The 16,373-nt window shown below is 69.2% G+C and carries 20 protein-coding genes and 1 pseudogene; 15 read left to right on the top strand and 6 right to left on the bottom strand.

Annotation, left to right across the window (positions count from 1 at the left end; all coding sequences use genetic code 11):
- Positions 1-38: 38 nt before the first annotated feature.
- Genes inhA through D7D52_RS17965 form a run of 3 tightly spaced genes read left to right on the top strand, consistent with a single transcriptional unit; the run spans position 39 to position 2,243 of the window.
- Positions 39-875, top strand: coding sequence for an NADH-dependent enoyl-ACP reductase InhA (gene inhA / locus D7D52_RS17975; RefSeq protein ID WP_120737940.1), 837 nt, complete (start codon positions 39-41; stop codon positions 873-875).
- A 35-nt stretch (positions 876-910) separates the two neighbouring features.
- Positions 911-1,999 carry a ferrochelatase gene (locus D7D52_RS17970; RefSeq protein WP_120737938.1) on the top strand — a complete coding sequence of 363 codons (1,089 nt, stop codon included), beginning with the start codon at positions 911-913 and terminating at the stop codon, positions 1,997-1,999.
- A 10-nt stretch (positions 2,000-2,009) separates the two neighbouring features.
- Complete coding sequence (locus D7D52_RS17965; protein WP_120737936.1) at positions 2,010-2,243, top strand: hypothetical protein; 234 nt, start codon at positions 2,010-2,012, stop codon at positions 2,241-2,243.
- Positions 2,244-2,255: 12 nt separating this feature from the next.
- Here the strand turns inward: D7D52_RS17965 and D7D52_RS17960 are convergent, their stop codons facing one another.
- Positions 2,256-2,945 (bottom strand): hypothetical protein, encoded by a 690-nt coding sequence (locus D7D52_RS17960; protein WP_120737934.1) that lies wholly within the window; start codon positions 2,943-2,945, stop codon positions 2,256-2,258.
- A 113-nt stretch (positions 2,946-3,058) separates the two neighbouring features.
- Here D7D52_RS17960 and msrB point away from each other — a divergent pair, with 113 nt between their 5' ends.
- The 4 genes from msrB to D7D52_RS17940 all read left to right on the top strand — a co-directional run bounded on the left by msrB (position 3,059) and on the right by D7D52_RS17940 (position 6,099).
- The gene (gene msrB, locus D7D52_RS17955) at positions 3,059-3,514 is read left to right on the top strand and encodes a peptide-methionine (R)-S-oxide reductase MsrB (RefSeq protein ID WP_120737932.1); all 456 of its coding nucleotides are present in this window, start codon (positions 3,059-3,061) and stop codon (positions 3,512-3,514) included.
- Positions 3,511-4,020: a peptide-methionine (S)-S-oxide reductase MsrA gene (gene msrA, locus D7D52_RS17950; RefSeq protein ID WP_120737930.1), complete on the top strand. Its 510-nt coding sequence runs from the start codon at positions 3,511-3,513 to the stop codon at positions 4,018-4,020. Before msrB ends, msrA begins: the two co-directional genes overlap by 4 nt.
- Before the next feature lie 187 nt (positions 4,021-4,207).
- Positions 4,208-5,425, top strand: coding sequence for an FAD-dependent oxidoreductase (locus tag D7D52_RS17945; RefSeq protein ID WP_120737928.1), 1,218 nt, complete (start codon positions 4,208-4,210; stop codon positions 5,423-5,425).
- A 47-nt stretch (positions 5,426-5,472) separates the two neighbouring features.
- Positions 5,473-6,099, top strand: a complete 627-nt coding sequence (locus D7D52_RS17940; protein WP_120737926.1) for a class I SAM-dependent methyltransferase — start codon at positions 5,473-5,475, stop codon at positions 6,097-6,099.
- Here the strand turns inward: D7D52_RS17940 and D7D52_RS17935 are convergent.
- Positions 6,088-6,282, bottom strand: coding sequence for a hypothetical protein (locus D7D52_RS17935; protein ID WP_120737924.1), 195 nt, complete (start codon positions 6,280-6,282; stop codon positions 6,088-6,090). The two genes, D7D52_RS17940 and D7D52_RS17935, sit on opposite strands and share 12 nt — an antisense overlap.
- Before the next feature lie 115 nt (positions 6,283-6,397).
- Between D7D52_RS17935 and D7D52_RS17930 the strand changes: the two genes are divergently transcribed.
- The 4 genes from D7D52_RS17930 (at position 6,398) to D7D52_RS17915 (ending at position 9,377) form a co-directional block, all read left to right on the top strand.
- Complete coding sequence (locus tag D7D52_RS17930) at positions 6,398-6,796, top strand: DUF4870 domain-containing protein (RefSeq protein ID WP_120737922.1); 399 nt, start codon at positions 6,398-6,400, stop codon at positions 6,794-6,796.
- A 138-nt stretch (positions 6,797-6,934) separates the two neighbouring features.
- Entirely contained in the window at positions 6,935-8,158 is a 1,224-nt protein-coding gene (locus D7D52_RS17925) for an FAD-dependent oxidoreductase (protein WP_120737920.1), read from the top strand.
- Between the two features lie 21 nt (positions 8,159-8,179).
- On the top strand, positions 8,180-8,824 hold the full coding sequence (locus tag D7D52_RS17920; protein ID WP_162958384.1) for a TetR/AcrR family transcriptional regulator: 645 nt from the start codon (positions 8,180-8,182) through the stop codon (positions 8,822-8,824).
- Positions 8,825-9,047: 223 nt separating this feature from the next.
- Positions 9,048-9,377: a hypothetical protein gene (locus tag D7D52_RS17915; RefSeq protein ID WP_222932846.1), complete on the top strand. Its 330-nt coding sequence runs from the start codon at positions 9,048-9,050 to the stop codon at positions 9,375-9,377.
- 58 nt (positions 9,378-9,435) lie between these two features.
- On the opposite strand, the pseudogene D7D52_RS17910 reads toward D7D52_RS17915, so the two are convergent.
- Positions 9,436-10,580 (bottom strand): annotated as a pseudogene (locus D7D52_RS17910) (acyl-CoA dehydrogenase family protein).
- A 75-nt stretch (positions 10,581-10,655) separates the two neighbouring features.
- Between D7D52_RS17910 and D7D52_RS17905 the strand changes: the two are divergent.
- The 4 genes from D7D52_RS17905 (at position 10,656) to D7D52_RS17890 (ending at position 14,195) form a co-directional block, all read left to right on the top strand.
- Positions 10,656-11,249, top strand: a complete 594-nt coding sequence (locus D7D52_RS17905) for a TetR/AcrR family transcriptional regulator (RefSeq protein WP_120737916.1) — start codon at positions 10,656-10,658, stop codon at positions 11,247-11,249.
- A gap of 109 nt (positions 11,250-11,358) precedes the next feature.
- Entirely contained in the window at positions 11,359-12,846 is a 1,488-nt protein-coding gene (locus D7D52_RS17900) for an FAD-binding oxidoreductase (RefSeq protein ID WP_120737914.1), read from the top strand.
- A gap of 31 nt (positions 12,847-12,877) precedes the next feature.
- Positions 12,878-13,387 (top strand): pyridoxamine 5'-phosphate oxidase family protein, encoded by a 510-nt coding sequence (locus D7D52_RS17895; RefSeq protein ID WP_120737912.1) that lies wholly within the window; start codon positions 12,878-12,880, stop codon positions 13,385-13,387.
- A 100-nt stretch (positions 13,388-13,487) separates the two neighbouring features.
- Positions 13,488-14,195: a helix-turn-helix transcriptional regulator gene (locus D7D52_RS17890; protein ID WP_246023921.1), complete on the top strand. Its 708-nt coding sequence runs from the start codon at positions 13,488-13,490 to the stop codon at positions 14,193-14,195.
- A 7-nt stretch (positions 14,196-14,202) separates the two neighbouring features.
- Here D7D52_RS17890 and D7D52_RS17885 read toward each other — a convergent pair whose 3' ends face one another.
- Genes D7D52_RS17885 through D7D52_RS17875 form a run of 3 tightly spaced genes read right to left on the bottom strand, consistent with a single transcriptional unit; the run spans position 14,203 to position 16,318 of the window.
- On the bottom strand, positions 14,203-14,604 hold the full coding sequence (locus D7D52_RS17885; protein ID WP_120737910.1) for a VOC family protein: 402 nt from the start codon (positions 14,602-14,604) through the stop codon (positions 14,203-14,205).
- A 57-nt stretch (positions 14,605-14,661) separates the two neighbouring features.
- A complete protein-coding gene (locus D7D52_RS17880) occupies positions 14,662-15,471 on the bottom strand; it encodes a hypothetical protein (protein ID WP_120737908.1) in 810 nt (269 codons plus the stop codon).
- A gap of 22 nt (positions 15,472-15,493) precedes the next feature.
- On the bottom strand, positions 15,494-16,318 hold the full coding sequence (locus D7D52_RS17875) for a DUF3097 domain-containing protein (protein ID WP_120737906.1): 825 nt from the start codon (positions 16,316-16,318) through the stop codon (positions 15,494-15,496).
- Positions 16,319-16,373 lie beyond the last annotated feature (55 nt).

The raw sequence follows: 16,373 nt of genomic DNA, 5'->3' as shown, positions 1-16,373 counted from the left end.
CCCAGCATTCGCAACGAACGAGGAGAACCGACCACCCCATGGCTGGATTGCTCGACGGCAAAACCGTCCTCATCACCGGCATCATCACCGACTCGTCCATCGCCTTCCACGCGGCCGCGGTCGCGCAGGAGCAGGGCGCCAAGGTGATCATCACCGGTATTCCGGAGCGGCTGCGGCTCATCGACCGCATCGCCAAGCGGCTGCCGCAGGAGGTCCCCCCGGCCATCGGCCTGGACGTGACCAGCGAAGAGGATCTGGCCAACCTGCCGGCCAAGCTGCGTGAGCTCGCGCCCGAGGGCATCGACGGCGTGCTGCACTCGATCGCCTTCGCGCCCAAGACCCTGATGGGCCCGGACGCGGTCGCCTTCCTCGACGGCCCGGGTCCCGACGCCGCCAAGGCGTTCGAGATCTCCGCCTGGTCCTACGCCTCGCTGGCGCGCGCGGTGCTGCCCGCAATGAACGAGGGCGGCTCCATCGTGGGCATGGACTTCGATCCGCGCACCGCGATGCCGTACTACAACTGGATGGGTGTCGCCAAGGCGGCGCTGGAGTCGGTGAACCGCTACGTGGCGCGAGAGGTGGGCGCGGCCAAGCGGGTTCGCTCCAACCTGATCGCGGCCGGTCCGATCAAGACCCTCGCCGCCAAGGCCATCGCCGGCACCGCCACCGACGACGCCAAGCAGCTCAATATGCTCAACGAGTACTGGGACGGCGCGTCCCCGATCGGCTGGGACGTCGACGACCCGACCGTGGTGGCCAAGTCCATCGTGGCCATGCTGTCGGATTGGCTGCCCGGCACTACCGGTTCGATCATCTACGTCGACGGCGGCGCCAGCCACAACACCTGGTTCCCCGACCAGGGCTTCGGCGCCTGATCGAGGAAATCACCGAGTTCTGAAGGAGGAGAGCAGTGGCCGCGGAGCCCACGGCTCATGAAGTGGACGCCCTGCTACTGCTGTCCTTCGGCGGCCCGGAGCGCCCCGAGGACGTGATGCCGTTCCTGGAGAACGTCACTCGCGGCCGGGGCATCCCGCCGGAACGGCTCGCCGAAGTCGCACAGCATTACCTGCACTTCGGTGGGGTGTCGCCGATCAACGCCCTCAATCTCGACATCATCAAGGCGATCGAGGCCGAATTCGCCGCGCGCGGTATCGAATTGCCGGTGTACTTCGGCAATCGCAACTGGCATCCGATGGTCGAAGACACCGTGGAGCGCATGCGCGCCGACGGAATCCGTTCCGCGCTGGTGTTTCCCACCTCGGCGTGGGGCGGGTACTCGGGCTGCCTGCAGTATCACGAGGACATCGCCCGCGCCCGCACCGCGGTCGCCGGCGCGCCGGATCTGGTGAAGCTGCGGCAGTACTTCGATCACCCGTTGTTCGTCGCGGCGTTCGCGGACGCGATACGCGCGGCGTTCGCGGAATTGCCCGCGGACAAGCGGAATGGTGCGCGGCTGGTGTTCACCGCGCACTCGGTACCGAACTCCGCGGATGCCGCCTCCGGCCCGCCCGACGAACAGAACCTCTACAGCCGTCAGGTCGCCGAGGCGGCCCGACTCTGCGCTGCCGCAACCGGATTCGACGACTACGACCTGGTGTGGCAGTCGCGTTCGGGGCCGCCGCGAATTCCGTGGCTGGACCCCGACATCGTCGATCACCTCGACACCCTGGCCGAGCGGCGCGTCGAGGCCGTCGTCGTGTGCCCGGTCGGCTTCGTGTCCGATCACCTCGAGGTCATCTGGGATCTCGACAACGAGGCGAAAGACCGTGCGGCCGAACTGGGTATCGCCTTCGCGCGCGCGGCCACGCCCGGACCGGATCCGCGATTCGCGCAGCTGGTGGCCGAGCTCGTCGAGGAGCAACTCTCCGGCGCCGCGCCCGCGCGGCTGAGCGAGATGACCGCTCTCGGCTGCACTCTCAACGGTGCCGCGTGCGTGGTGGGCTGCTGCGCGTTGCCGCCACGCCGCCCCGCGGTCGCGCCGACGCCGAGCGAATTGTAGTCTCGCCCAGGTGACTACACCCGGACGCGGAACCACCCAGCAACGCCGCCCCGCGAGCAGCCCCGCCGCCGCCCGCAACAAGCGCATGTTCGGCCCGCCCGACATGTTCGTCTGGGCCCCGGTGCTGACCCTGTTCCTCACCGCCGGAATCGTCGGCACCATCGGTCAATCCATCGGCTTCGCCTCGATCTTCGTGGTGGTGGCGGTGGTGCTGGTGGTCGCCGACATGTTCTTCAACCGCTGACGAACGCCCGGCTCATTTCAGGACGTTGACCGCGCGGGCGATGACGAGGCTGACGGTGAGCAGCGATACCGCCGACTGCACCATCATCAGCGTCTTCGCCCACCGCGACATCGGCATCACGTCCGTGGGGCTGAAGGCCGTGGCGTTGGTGAACGACAGATAGAGATAGTCCGGGAATTCCGGTTCCCACTCCGGGTCGGCGAGATCCGGATTCTGCATCTGCACCCACAGGAAATCCGGATACGGTTTGCGCGCGTGAGCGCGCGCGGCCGGACCGCCGCGATCGAAATCCCAATACCAGAGCGCGAACACGAGCACGTTCGTCAGCCAGATGGCGCCGCCCGAGGTCAGCAGACCCGCCGCGTTGTCCGCGACCGAACCGTCGATCAGCGCCTTCACCAGGTGATACACCGACCACACCAGGGCGATGCCGAGCAGTGCCATCATTCCCAGGCTGACGCGCCGCAGCCACACTTCCTCCCGGTCGAGCCGGAACGGGCTGGCGGCCACCAGCACGGCCATCAGCACCAGACCGATGCCGGGCACCACCCAGCGGGGCGCGACGGTGAACTGCGCGGGCAGGAAATACTGCATCACCAGGATTCCGACGATGGCCGCGGTCGCCGCCCACCGGGATTCCCCGGCCGTGTGCCGCGCCCATGCCGGGACCTGGTCGTCGTCCTTGTTCTCAGCCGTGCTCACGCTGGTTGAGTATGCCCGTCCGGCGAGAAATGACGGAACTGTGACGCGGGGTTGAGCGCGGACTTTCCAGCGGGCAGGGTGGGTTGTAGCTGAGGCCGATACGAGGAGGTCAAGTGACACGGGAGTACAACCGCAATCCGGCGGCCGTGGCCGCACTGTCGCCTGAGCAGTATTACGTCACCCAGGAGAACGGCACCGAGCGGGCGTTCACGGGCGAATACTGGGACAACCACGAGCCCGGGATCTATGTGGACGTGGTGTCGGGGGAGCCGTTGTTCGCCTCGACCGACAAGTTCGAGAGCGGATCGGGATGGCCGAGTTTCACCAAGCCGATCGACGCCGCGAACGTGGTGGAGAAGTCCGATCGCAGTCATTTCATGGTGCGCACCGAGGTGCGTTCCAGCTTCGGTGACAGCCATCTCGGGCACGTGTTCCCCGATGGGCCGCGCGAGGCGGGCGGACTGCGCTACTGCATCAATTCCGCGGCGCTGCGGTTCATCCCCCTCGACCAGCTCGAGGCCGAGGGTTACGGGCAGTACAAGTCTCTGTTCACGAAGGAGGAAGCGTGACCGACACGCAGCGAGCGATTCTGGCCGGCGGATGTTTCTGGGGCATGCAGGATTTGATCCGCAAGCAGCCGGGAGTGCTGTCGACCCGGGTGGGATACACCGGCGGACGCAACGACAACCCGAACTACCGCAATCACCCCGGGCACGCCGAGGCTGTGGAGATCCTCTACGACCCCGCGCGGACGGATTACCGTGCGCTGCTGGAGTTCTTCTTCCAGATCCACGATCCCAGCACCAAGGATCGGCAGGGCAACGACATCGGAACCAGCTACCGCTCCGCCATCTTCTACCTGGATGACGAGCAGAAGCGGATCGCCGAGGACACCATCGCCGACGTGGACGCCTCGGGGCTGTGGCCGGGCAAGGTGGTCACCGAGGTGACCCCGGCGAGCACGTTCTGGGAGGCCGAGCCGGAGCACCAGGATTATCTGGAGCGCTACCCGAGCGGCTACACCTGCCACTTCCCGCGACCGGGCTGGAAGCTGCCCAAGCGCGCGAACGCGTAGCACCGCCGGCCGACCGATCGGCCGATCTGCCCTGACGGCGGGTCTCACCGGGTTCGTCCCGGTGGGGCCCGCCGTTTCTCATGTGTAGACGTGTCCACGAAACTAGTTGCAAAGAAACTAGTACTCTGGATACTATTGGCCTGTGATCGCGACCGCGATCGGAGGAAAGACCCGGAGGGCAGTGGTTGTGAACGGCATCAAGACGGCGTTGATCATCGGAGGCGGTATCGCGGGACCGGTTGCGGCGCTGGCACTTCGGAAGGCGGGGATCACGGCGACGATCTTCGAGGCGTACGACAGCGCCGCGACGGACACCGGCGCCATGCTCACCGTCGCGCCCAATGGCCTTGCGGCCCTGGGCATCATCGGCGCGGAGCAGGCGGTGTCGGCGGTGGGCGCCCCGCTGCACAGCATGGTGATGGAGACCGGCAGCGGCCGGCAGCTCATGCGGGTCGACACGCTGCCGGGCCTGCCCCCCAGCCGCACCATGCGCCGCGCGGATCTGTTCCGGGCGTTGCACGACCACGCCGCCGCCCACGGCATCGAATTCCGCTACGGCAAGCGGCTGGTCGGCCTGGATCAGTCCGAGACCGGCGTGACCGCCCGTTTCGCCGACGGCACCACCGCCACCGGCGATATCCTCATCGGCGCGGACGGCATCCACTCCACCGTGCGCACCCTCGTCGACCCCGCCGCGCCCGGCCCGGAATACACCGGCCTGATGAGCTTCGGATTCGGCGAATTCACCTCCGAGGGCGCGCTGTCCGACGGTGGTGGCGGCGACATCGAGGCCATGCACTTCGCCTTCGGCAAGCGCGCCTTCTACGGCTACTGGCGCCAACCCGACGGCAAGCACGTCTTCTTCAGCAACTACCCGCAGGCCGAGCCCATGACCCTCGCCGAAGCCAAGGCGATCCCGGCCGAGGAGTGGCTGGCGAAACTGCGTGCCGCGCACGTCGGCGACACCCCCGGCGAGCGCCTGTTCGCCGAGACCGGCGTCGACCAGATGATCGTCACCGGCCCAATGGAACGCATGCCCCACGTGCCGCACTGGTACCGCGGCCGGGTCGTGCTGCTCGGCGACGCCGTGCACGCACCCTCCTCCAGCTCGGGGCAGGGCGCGTCGCTGGCCATCGAGTCGGCCGTGGAACTGGCCCGCTGCCTGCGCGACATCCCCGACCCCACAGCGGCTTTCGCCGCGTACGAACGTCTTCGCCGCCCCCGCGTCGAGGAGATCTCGGACAATGCTGCCAAGACCAACAACGGCAAAACGTCCGGGCCGGTGGCCAAAGCCCTCTTCGGGCTCGTCATGCCGCTCGCTACCCGGACTTTCCTCAAGCCGGAGAAGATGTTCGGCCCGGTGCATCGTTACGTCATCGACTGGGACCGGCCCGTCACCGTCTGACCACCGGTTCGGCCACGGCCGGCGATCGGCTGAATTAGTCTGGGGCGATGGGGCTTTCGGCGGCCGAGGTCTTCGACGAACTCGGCAAGGACTACGAGAAGGCGTTCGCGGGCCTGCGCGCCCAGCGGGAGGAACTCGACTGGCTGCTGACCCGGCTGCCGGACGCCGCGAAGATCCTCGATGTCGGCTGCGGCACCGGCCGGCCCACCGCCGAAGTGCTGGCCGCGGCAGGCCATCACGTGATCGGGTGCGACGTCTCCCCGGGCATGATCGACATCGCCCGCGCCCAGGTTCCCGCGGCCCGCTTCGAGATCGCGGACCTGCGCACCCTGACCTACCCGGCGGGCACGTGGGACGCGGTGATCGCCTTCTTCCCGCTGCTCCAGCTCACCCGCCCCGAAATCGATGCGGCGCTGGCGAAATTCGCCGACTGGCTGGCCCCGGGCGGCCATTTCCTGTTCGCCACCGTCCCCGCCGATATCGAGGGTCTCGACATCGAGTTCATGGGCCGGCCGGTCACCGTGAGCAGCTACCCGGTCGAGGAATTCCGCCGCCGGCTGACCACCGCGGGCCTCGATATCGTGCGGGAACGAATCGTCGAATTCCTGCCCGCGCATCCCGAGGCGATCCCGGAACACGACCTGTTCCTCGCCGCGCACCGCTCAGCGTCGTAGCGACCGCAGCCCCGTCCACAGCAGCAGGCCCGCGCCCACCACGACCAGAACCGCACCCAGGTAAGTCCATTCGGAGTGTCCGGTCATCGGGGAGCCGTGCAGCGATCCGAGACCCTGCACGATCCAGACCACCCCGACCACGCACAACACCACGCCGATCACGGCGGAGACGATCCGTCCCATGGCAACTCCTCGCTCGCCTGACCAGAGCATAGGAGTCGGCGGCGAGTCGTGGGCGGGCTTCGCGGCGGCGCAAAGTTGGGATCGGTAGGTGGCGGCCGCCGCATCTACTTGGCGCATGACATTTTCTCAGCCTCCCGCCAACCAGCCGCAGTCCACCGGTCTGGACAAGAAGACCAGCGCGATCCTGTCCTACGCGCTGGGATGGCTCACCGGCATCGTCTTCCTGTTCGTCGGCAAGCACGACCCGGACGTGAAATTCCATGCCTCGCAATCGATCGTCTTCTTCGGGGCGGTCTCGGTGATCAATATCGTGCTGAGCATCGTCGGCTCCCTGCTCGGCGTCGTGGGGATCATCTTCAGCCTCGCCGGGCTGGCGGTGGCGATTCTCGCGGTCGTCGTCTGGATCATGGCCATGGTGCAGGCGAACAACACCGGCGGCGTCCGCGCGGAGCTGCCGGTGGTCGGCAAGTTCGTCGCCCCCTACGCGCAGCGGCTGGCCGACTCCGTCAAGTAGCCGACCGTCCACGGTAATCCGAAACCCAACGGCCCGAGGTCATCTCGGGCCGTTGTTCGTCGAAACCGTAGATACGGACCCGTAGTTACGGTACCGTACGGCAGGGCGAGGCCGTCGAAAAACGTTGGGAGCCAATCGATGAACGAACAATGCGTGGTGGTGGGCGCCGGTCCGGTCGGCCTGATCGCGGCCCTCGCGGCGGCGCGGCACGGACTGGAGGTGACGGTGCTGGAGGCCGAGGCACAGGACCGGGTCCGGCCCGGAAGCCGAGCGATCGGAATGTTCGCGCCCACGGTGCGCCGGTTCGACGACGTCCTGCCCGGCCTCGGCAAATCGATTGCGGCAGCCGGGATTCGGATCCACGGCTACGACGCGTACTACGGCGAGCGCCGGGTGTTCGGCTATCGCTCCCGGCGCGGGGTGCTGGGCCGGTTGGCGCCCAGTGAGCTCCTGGGCGTCAGCCTGCCGCAGGCGATCACGGAGACCCACCTCTACGACGCGTGCCTCGCGCACGGTGTCCGGTTCCGGTGGGACACGCCGCTGACCGAACTGCGCACCCATCCCGACGGCGTGGACCTCGTCCTCGGTACGGGCGAAAACCTCTGTGCCGCCTACGTCATCGGGGCCGACGGTGCGCGTTCCCGCGTGCGCGGCGGCATCGGCGCGACCTTGCAGGGCACCCCCGACGACGCCCGGTTCGTCATCGTGGACGTCGCCGAGCACCCCGACGGCTCGACACCGCGCACCCCCGGATTCTTCCAATACAACTGTCCACGGCTGGGCGGCCGCAATGTCATGCACATGCCCTTCGCCGGCGGCATGCGCATCGACCTGCAATGCCTGCCCGGCGACGAGGTCGAGGATTGGTCGAGCCTCGACGGCATCCGCCGCTGGACCGCCGAGGTCGTCGACCCCTGGTACGGCGACCACGTGACCTGGGTGTCGAGCTACCGCTTCCACCAGTCGGTGGCCGACACCTACACCGATCCGCACCGGCGAGTGCTGCTGGCCGGGGAAGCGGCACACCTGTTCGCGCCCTGGGGCGGACGTGGCCTCAACTCCGGGGTTTTCGACGCCACCGACGCCGCCGCCGCCATCGCGCACGCGCTTCGCACCCGCGATCGCCGCCGCGCCCGGCAGTCGATCGAACGCGTCGCCCGCCACCGCCGCGCCTGGGGCATCCGCAACCGCGACCTGTCCTCGCGCGCGTTGCGCGTCATGCGCGCCGGCGACCCGGTCACCCGCCGCATGCGGGACGGCGCGTCGCGACTCGCACCCGTGTGCTGGCCCGCCGGGGCCTGGCTGGCCAATACCCCGCTGCAACTGGCTCCGCCCCCGGTGGGGCTGCGCGGCCTGTACTGAACACCGCATACGGTGGACGGCATGCCCGTCGAGTCGCCCCGCAAACGCCAGCCGCGCATGGACCTCGAGGTCCGCCGCGTCCAGGTCCTCGATGCCGCGCTGCGGCTGGTGACCCGCGACGGCTACGCGGCGGCCACCATGGAGGCGATCGCCCGCGAGGCCCAACTCGCCAAACCCCGTGTCTACGCGGCCTATCCGGGCCGCGGCCCGCTGCTGCTGGCACTGCTGGAACGCGAACGGCAACGCACCATCGACACCCTCGACACGGCCATGCCGGCCTTCGCCGAGGACAGCGACTTCGCCACCATCCTCACCGCCGCGGCCACCAACCTGCTGCGCGCCATCGCCGAACACCGCCAATCGGCGCTGCTGCTCACCGCGTCCGCCGACGACGCGCCCCCCGAGGTGCGCGAATATGCTGCCGGGGTGCGCGAATTCGCCCGCGACAATCTCCGCGCCCTCATCGAATGGGGACGCGAGCGGCAATCCGGGCTCACCGATCTCGCCCCGGAACTGCTCGCCGTCTCCCTGCTCGCCGTCGGCGAGCAGCTCATCCGCCTCGCGGTCACCGAACCCGAGCCCTACCCCCTCGAGGAGCTCACCGAATTCATCACCAAGGCCGTCGGCCAGCTGGGGCAGCCGAACCGTGCACCGAAACCTCGATGAGAGGGACATCGTCGGGATTTGGCGGGTTCACCGATGTGGCCGACGGGTTTAGACTGTAGGCGGACCGAGCATCGATCTTCCGTGAGTCAACACGCAGTGACCCGCGGACCCTGTGCCACGGTCACGAATTCGCCAGCAGCGCGCAATGCAGATGGTTGCCATGTCGGGTCGAGGGGTGCGCCTCCCTGACGCTTTCATGGCCGTGCCGAGAAAAGGTATGGCCATGATCAAATCCGAGCAGACACCACCCCGCCGCCGACTGGCACGAGCCGTCGTCATGGGCTCCCTCGTCCTCCTGCCGGTCGGCTTCGCCGCACCCGTGCTGGCCGAGCCTTTGACCCTGGTGGACAACGACTATGACCACAACTGGCGCAACGACTGCGACCACTCCGGCCGCTACAGCTGGGAACAGGAGCGTGGCCATTCCCGCTGGAGCGACTGCGACCAGGGCCGCGGCCATTGGGAATGGCGCGACAACGACTGGCGCTGGCACCACGACCGCGACGACGACCCCGCACCGGCCCCCTGGTGGAATCCCTTCGGCAGCCTGTGAACCCGCCCCGGCCCTTCCGCGCGCCGCCCGGCGCGCGGAACGGTGACCGCCGCGCCGCTCAGCTGCCGGCCAGCGACCGCGCGATGACCAGCCGCTGAATCTGGTTGGTGCCCTCGAAGATCTGGGTGATCTTGGCTTCGCGCATGTAGCGCTCGACCGGGAAGTCCTGGGTGTAGCCGGCGCCGCCGAAGACCTGGACCGCGTCGGTGGTGACCTTCATGGCGGCGTCGGTGGCGGTGAGCTTGGCGACGCTGGCCTCTGCCGGGAGTAGGGCAGTCCGGCGTCGCGGCGGCGGGCCGCGTCCAGATAGGTGGCGCGGGCGGCGTCGACGGCGGCGGCCATATCGGCGAGCACGAAACCCAGGCCCTGATGGTCGATGATGGGGCGGCCGAAGGCTTCCCGCTCCTTGGCGTAGGCGACGGCGTCGTCGAGGGCGCGCTGCGCGATGCCGGTGGCCACCGCGGCGATGCCGAGCCGGCCGGAGTCCAGCGCGCTGAACGCGATCGGAAGCCCTTGTCCCGGTGCGCCGATCAGCCGGTCGGCGGGCAGGAAGGCGTCGTCGTAGGCGGCGGTCGTGGTGGGGACCGCGCGCAGGCCCATCTTCTCCTCGGGCTTGCCGAACGACAGCCCGTCGGTGTCGGCCGGCACCAGGAAGCAGGAGATGCCGCGGGAACCCTCACCCGTGCGGGCGAACAGCGTGTAGTAATCGGCCTTGCCGCCGTTGGTGATCCACGCTTTGGTGCCGGTGATCCGATAGCCGCCCTCGGCCTCGACCGCCCGGCAGCGCAACGCCGCCGCGTCCGAGCCGGCGTGCGCCTCCGAGAGGCTGTAGGCGCCGATCAGATTGCCGGACAACATCTCCGGTAGCCACCGCCGCTGCTGCTCGTCGGTGCCGTAGGCGAACAGCGGATGGCACGACAGGCTGTGCACGCTCACCGCCACCGCGACCGCCGCCCACCGCGCCGCCAGCTCCTCGAGCACCTGTAGATACACCTCGTAGGGCTGGCCGCCGCCACCGAACTCCTCCGGATAGGGCAGGCTCAGCAGCCCCGCCGCCCCGAGCGCGCGAAACGCCTCCTCCGGATACCGCTGCTGCCGCTCGTAGTCGACCACCTGCGGTTCGAGCACCTTGTCCGCGATATCGCGGGTGAGCTCGAGCAGGTCACGGGCTTCGGTGGTGGGCAGCAGGCGCTCGACGGGCATGCCAGCCACATTACGACCGACACCCAATTGCGTGCAAGGCAGCACGCAAATTCGCCGGGCGGCTACACTGACCAGGTGGTTTCCGCCCTGCCCCCGAACAAGCATCAGGAGAAGAGCCTGCGCACGCGGGCGCTGCTGCTGGATGCCGCCATCGACAGCCTCGCCGAGGTCGGCTACGCCAGCGCGTCCATCGCCGATATCACCGCGCGCGCCGGCGTCACCCGCGGCGCACAGCTGCATCACTTCCATACCCGCCAGGAATTGTTCGCACAGACCATCGAGCATCTGACGCAGCGGCAGCGGGAGGCCCTGCAGCGGCGGGAGCGCACGCTGGCGCGGGTGTCGGCGGGGGAGGCGCTGGTCGAGCTGGTGACCGCGCCGTTCGCGGGAAAGCTCGGCAAGGCCGCGGTCGAACTGTATGTCGGCATCGCCAACGATCGGGAGCTGCGGCGCAGCATGTTGCGCGTGCAGCACGAGCTGACCGTCGAATTGCTCGAGGCCTGCGGACGTTTCGTCGAGGCCCCGCGCGAGCGCTTGGAATCCGCGTTCTGGCTGACCATCAACCTGGTGCGCGGCGCGACCCTGGACGAGATGGTGGGCCGGGATCGGTTGCGGCGCAAGCAGGTTCTCGCCGACTGGGCGCGCCTGGCCGAGGGCATGCTGGCCTGACGCACTGAAACGCGGACGTTCACGGTCGCGATAACCGATCGTTGAATGGTTCGTGTGTGCCCGGTGCGTTGGAGGCGGCCGGGCACACCCTTGGGGGAGGGACGCCGCGATGGCGATCAATCGGCGAAACCTGCTGCGGGCGACCGGACTCGGGGTCGGCCTCGGCGCCGTGGCCGCGGTGACCGGCTGCACGCCGGGAGCACCGCAGGCGGAACCGCCTGCGGTGCAGGTGGATTGGGCAGCTTTGCGGCAATGGCTCTCGGGCACACTGAATTTGCCGTCCGACTCCGGTTACGCGACCGCGAAAATGGCCCACAACCCGGTATTCGACGCCCGTCGGCCCGCGGCCATCGCCCAGTGCGCCAACGCCTCCGACGTGCAGGCCTGCGTCGACGCGGCCGCGCGGGCGCGGATCCCGGTGGCCGCACGCAGCGGCGGCCACAGCTACGCCGGGTATTCGACGCCCGACAGTGGTCTGGTGGTCGACCTGAGCTCGATGTCGGGCGTGCGGGTGCATGCGGACGGGACCGCCACGATCGGCGCGGGCACCCGGTTGATGGATGTGTACAACGGCCTCGCGCAGGCGGGCCGCTGCCTGCCGGCCGGTTCCTGCCCGACCGTCGGCATCGCCGGGCTCACCCTCGGCGGCGGTCTCGGCGTGCTGGCCGGGAAGTACGGATTGACCTGTGACAACCTGGTTTCCGCGGCAATCGTCACCGCCGACGCGACGGTGCGCACCGCCGCCGCGACCGCCGAACCCGACCTGTTCTGGGCGCTGCGCGGCGGCGGGGGCGGCAACTTCGGCATCGTCACCGAGTTCACCTTCCAGACCGTCCCCGCGCCGCAGCTGGCGGTGTTCCAGCTGCGCTTCCCGGCCGGCTGCCTGACCGATGTCCTGGGCGCGTGGCAGCGCTTCACCGCCTCGGCGCCCGACGAATTCTGGTCCACCCTCGGCATGTCCGCGGGCAGTCCGCCGACCTGCCGGATCAACGGCTGCTACGTCGGCTCCGAGAGCGACCTGACTGCGCTGGTCGACAAATTGGTGGCCGCCACCGGCACCCAGCCGACCGGCCGGTACACCCTGACCAAGGACTACCTGTCGGCCATGATGTATTTCGGTGGCTGCGCGAACTATTCGGTCGAGCAGTGCCGCCCCAACTGGACCGGCGGCGGCCAGCTCGGGCGCGAATCGTTCATCGCCTCCTCCCGGATTCTGACCAAGCCGCTGGCGGATCCCGGCCGCCTGACCGACCTGCTCACCGGCCGCGAGGGCATGGACATCCTGCTCGACAGCCTGTGCGGCGCGCCCGCGCGAATCGGCGCCAAGGACACCGCCTTTCCCTATCGTGGCGGGCTGGCCACCGCCCAGATCTACGTCGGGGCCACGACATCGGAAGCGCGGGCGGCCGTCGACGAGGTGCGCGACCGCCTCGGTGACCTGACCGGCAACACCGCCTTCGTCAACTACATCGACCCGGGCCTGTCCGGCTGGGCGAGCGCCTACTACGGCGACAATGCCGCGCGGCTGCGCGGCGTCGCGAAACGCTACGACCCGAACGCGGTCTTCGCCTTCGACCAATCGGCGGCGAAGGCCTGAGGGTGTCGGTGGTCGGGAGTACGGTCGCCACATGACGTCCTGGACCGAGTTCGTAGCGGCGGCGCCGCGCGTCTCGACGGTCTTCAGCCGCCGTCTCGCCGCCACCGGCAATCTCTGCCTGCTCGCCACCCTGCGCAAGGATGGCTTCCCCCGCATCTGCCCGATCGAACCGCGGGTGTTCGAGGGGCAGCTGTGGGTGAGCGGCATGCCCCACACCAGAAAGTTCGCGGACCTGGCCCGCGACCCCCGTTTCAGCCTGCACACCGCGACCGTCGACACCCATGTCGGCGACGGCGACGCCAAAGTGTTCGGCACGGTGCACGACGTGCGGGACCCGGATCTGCACCAGCGCTATGCCGAGGACCTGTACGCCACGACCGGATTCGACCTGCGCGGCCGCACGTTCGAGCCGTTCTACGCGGCGGATCTGCTCGGGGCCTCCTCGATCGAGATCGTCGACGGCCGGACGGAAGTGACGATCTGGAAGCCCGGCCGGGCCGAGCGCACGGTCGATCTCCATGCGGGCTCCGAGGATTCATGATCTGCAATCGTGCAGCGAGTGCAAGCATGCATGCCGTGCGTGTGCGCACGGACTGCCGAACAATGCTGCATTTCAGCGCTTTTCGAGGTGAGGTGGGGGTGTGACGGTCGAAATTCACCCGCCGCGAGGCTATCTCGAGCGCCCGTCGCGAATCGACGGCGCGGTGGTGTGGCGTCGCACGGGCGTATCGGCGAACGATCTCCCGGTGCTGCCCGACGGCAGCATGGATCTGCTCTGGCTGGACGGCCGCCTCTCGGTCGCCGGTCCCGACACCCGCGCCTACCGGCCACCGCCGGGATTCGCCGACCGGATCACCGGCATCCGGTTCTTCCCGGGCACCGCTCCCGCGCTGCTGGGCCTGCCCGCGCACGAGTTGCGTGACGCGCGAGCCGATCTCGCCGACCTCTGGTCGCTCGCCGACCTGCGCCGCGCCACCGAGCTGATCCACCGCGCCGACGATCCGGGCGCGGGCCTCGAGGCCATCGCGCGCTGGCGTGCCAGGAATGCCGATCCCGCGCCGGCGATGCTGCGGTACGTCGTGCGATCGCTCGGCGCGGGCGCCTCGGTCGCCGGCATCGCCGACGAACTGGGGACCGGCGCCCGGCGACTGCATCGAATCTCCCTGGACGCCTTCGGCTACGGCCCCAAGACGCTGGCTCGGGTGCTACGCCTGCAACGCGCGCTGACGCTGGCCCGCGGCGGTATGCGACTCACCGACGTCGCCGCGGCGGCCGGCTACTCCGATCAGGCGCATCTCACGCGGGACGTCCGGGAGTTGACCGGTCTCTCGCCACGGCAACTGTTGTGAGGGTCACTCACACGGACGCCGCGTAGAGATCGACCCCATTGCCGTCGGGATCGAGCACCGTGGCGTACCGCTGCCCCCAGAAGGCGTCGAACGGCTCGAGTTCCGCCTTGTACCCGGCCGCGACCAGCTCCTGGAACTTCGCATCCACCCCGGCCGGAGAGCCGCACTCACAGGCCAGCCCGATCCGTCCCGCACCGGAACCGGCGGTCCAGCCGGGATGGAACGAGCGCACGGTCTCCTCGGTGTCGAGCATGAGCTTGATGCCGTCGCCGAGATCGGCGTCGACGTGCGGCGCGGTGTCCGCGTCGTCCGCGAACTCGAGTCCCAGCAGCCGGTAGAAGGCCACCGCGGCGGCCATGTCGGAGACCACGATCCCGACAACGTTCAGTCGAACAGTCCGAATAGTCATGTCCCAAACCCTAGGGACCGACCACCCCGATGGTCTTGAAGAAATCGGACACCCGGGTCACCGGGCGTGGACCGCCGCCAGCCGCGCGTCCCGAATCGCGTTCCACAGCGGCCGCAACAGCGCTTCCTGAGCGGCGACCGCGGTCGCGGAGGTCGGCGCGGACGCCGGTTCCCGTTCGGCGACGGTCAGGATCGCCGCCACCTGGTCGGCGGTGTCGAGGATTCGGCGCGCCCGCAACGGCATGGAGTCGGGGTACTTGTGCCGGGTGTGCCCGGCCAGCTCGGCTTCCACCAGCTCCCGCGGCCCGACCCCGCCGGAGCCCAGCCGGGTGGTCTGCAACTGCGCCAGGGCGTCCGCCGCGTCCCGCACGGCCTCGCGCATCGTGAATTCGGCCTCGCCCAACGGCATGTCGGGCACCAGCCCGAGCGGAATCGGCGTCGAGTACACCCGCCACTGCAGCGCGTCGTCGTCGGTCCACACCGGCACCAGCCCGGTCCCCGTCGAACCCGGCGTGCCGATGAGAATCCCTTCCCCGGCTTCGGTTGCGGCGGCGGCGAACTCGGTGCCCACCGGCATCCCGCGCACATCCCCCGGAATCGGCAGCACCAGCCGCACCTGCGCCCCGGCCCCGCCCACCGCCTCCCGAATCAGCTTGAGCAGCACCATGATCCCGGCGCCCGCCACCGCGTCCACCTCGTCGTCGGACGCCCACGGCAATCCCGTGTGTCCCCCCGTGACCGGATCCCCGGCCGCCACCGTCTGCCGGGGAGCCCAGGCGCGCAACGCGTCCAACACGTCGTCGGGGGCGCTGCGGCCGGCCAGCCACGACCCGGCCCAAACCGTCAGCGATGCACTCGGGGAACTCATGCATTCGAGGATAACTGGCTGGCTACTCCTGCTCGGTGACGAAATCGATCAGTCGTTCGACCGCGCCGATGAGCGGGGTCTCCAGGTCGCGGTAGGAGTCGACGGCGTTGTAGACGCGGCGCCAGCCGTCCTGCGGGGTCCCCCAGCGCAGGCGGCGGCAGATGCCGGTCTTCCAGTCCTCGCCGCGCGGCACGTCGGGCCAGGCGGGGATGCCGACGGTCTGGGGGCGTACGGCCTGCCAGATGTCGATGTAGGGGTGGCCGGTGACCAGGACGTGCGGGCCGAGGCCCTGGGTGAGGCCGGTCTCCTTGGAGCCGGTGACGAGATGGTCGACCAGGACACCGACGCGGCGGGTCGGTCCGGGCTGGAATTCGGCCAGTTTCGCGCCCAGGTGATCGAGACCTTCGAGCTGTTCGACGACGACGCCCTCGACGCGCAGGTCGTGTCCCCAGACCCGTTCCACCAGCGCGGCGTCGTGCACGCCCTCGACCCAGATGCGGCTGGCGCGCGCGACCCGCGCCTTCAAGCCCTCTACTCGAGTGGAACCCGACGCCGTGCGAGTCGGGCGCGCGGGTGCGACGGCGGTCGGTTTGACCAGCGTCACCGGTTGTCCGTCGATCAGAAACGCGGCCTCCCGCAAGGCGAAGAGCCGCACCCGCCCGGCGCGATCCTCGAGTTTGACGAACTCGCCGTCATAGCTGCGATCGAAACCCACTACGGCACCGCAGAATCCGGTGGCGGCATCCTCGGCGACGAGATCCCGTTCGGCGACCACGCGGGGCACCTCTCGTTTCTGCTTGCGCGCGTGCCCGGAGAAGATGTCGCCGTACCGTTGGTGCCCACTCACCGCGTCGAGGTTACCGGCGGGGCGCGCAAACCCGCTCGCGCCGCGCCCATTCCGG

It is taken from the genome of Nocardia yunnanensis (assembly GCF_003626895.1).
GTDB lineage: Bacteria > Actinomycetota > Actinomycetes > Mycobacteriales > Mycobacteriaceae > Nocardia > Nocardia yunnanensis.
The sequence above is the reverse complement of the archived record's forward strand: the minus strand, read 5'-3'. Positions and strand labels throughout refer to the sequence as shown.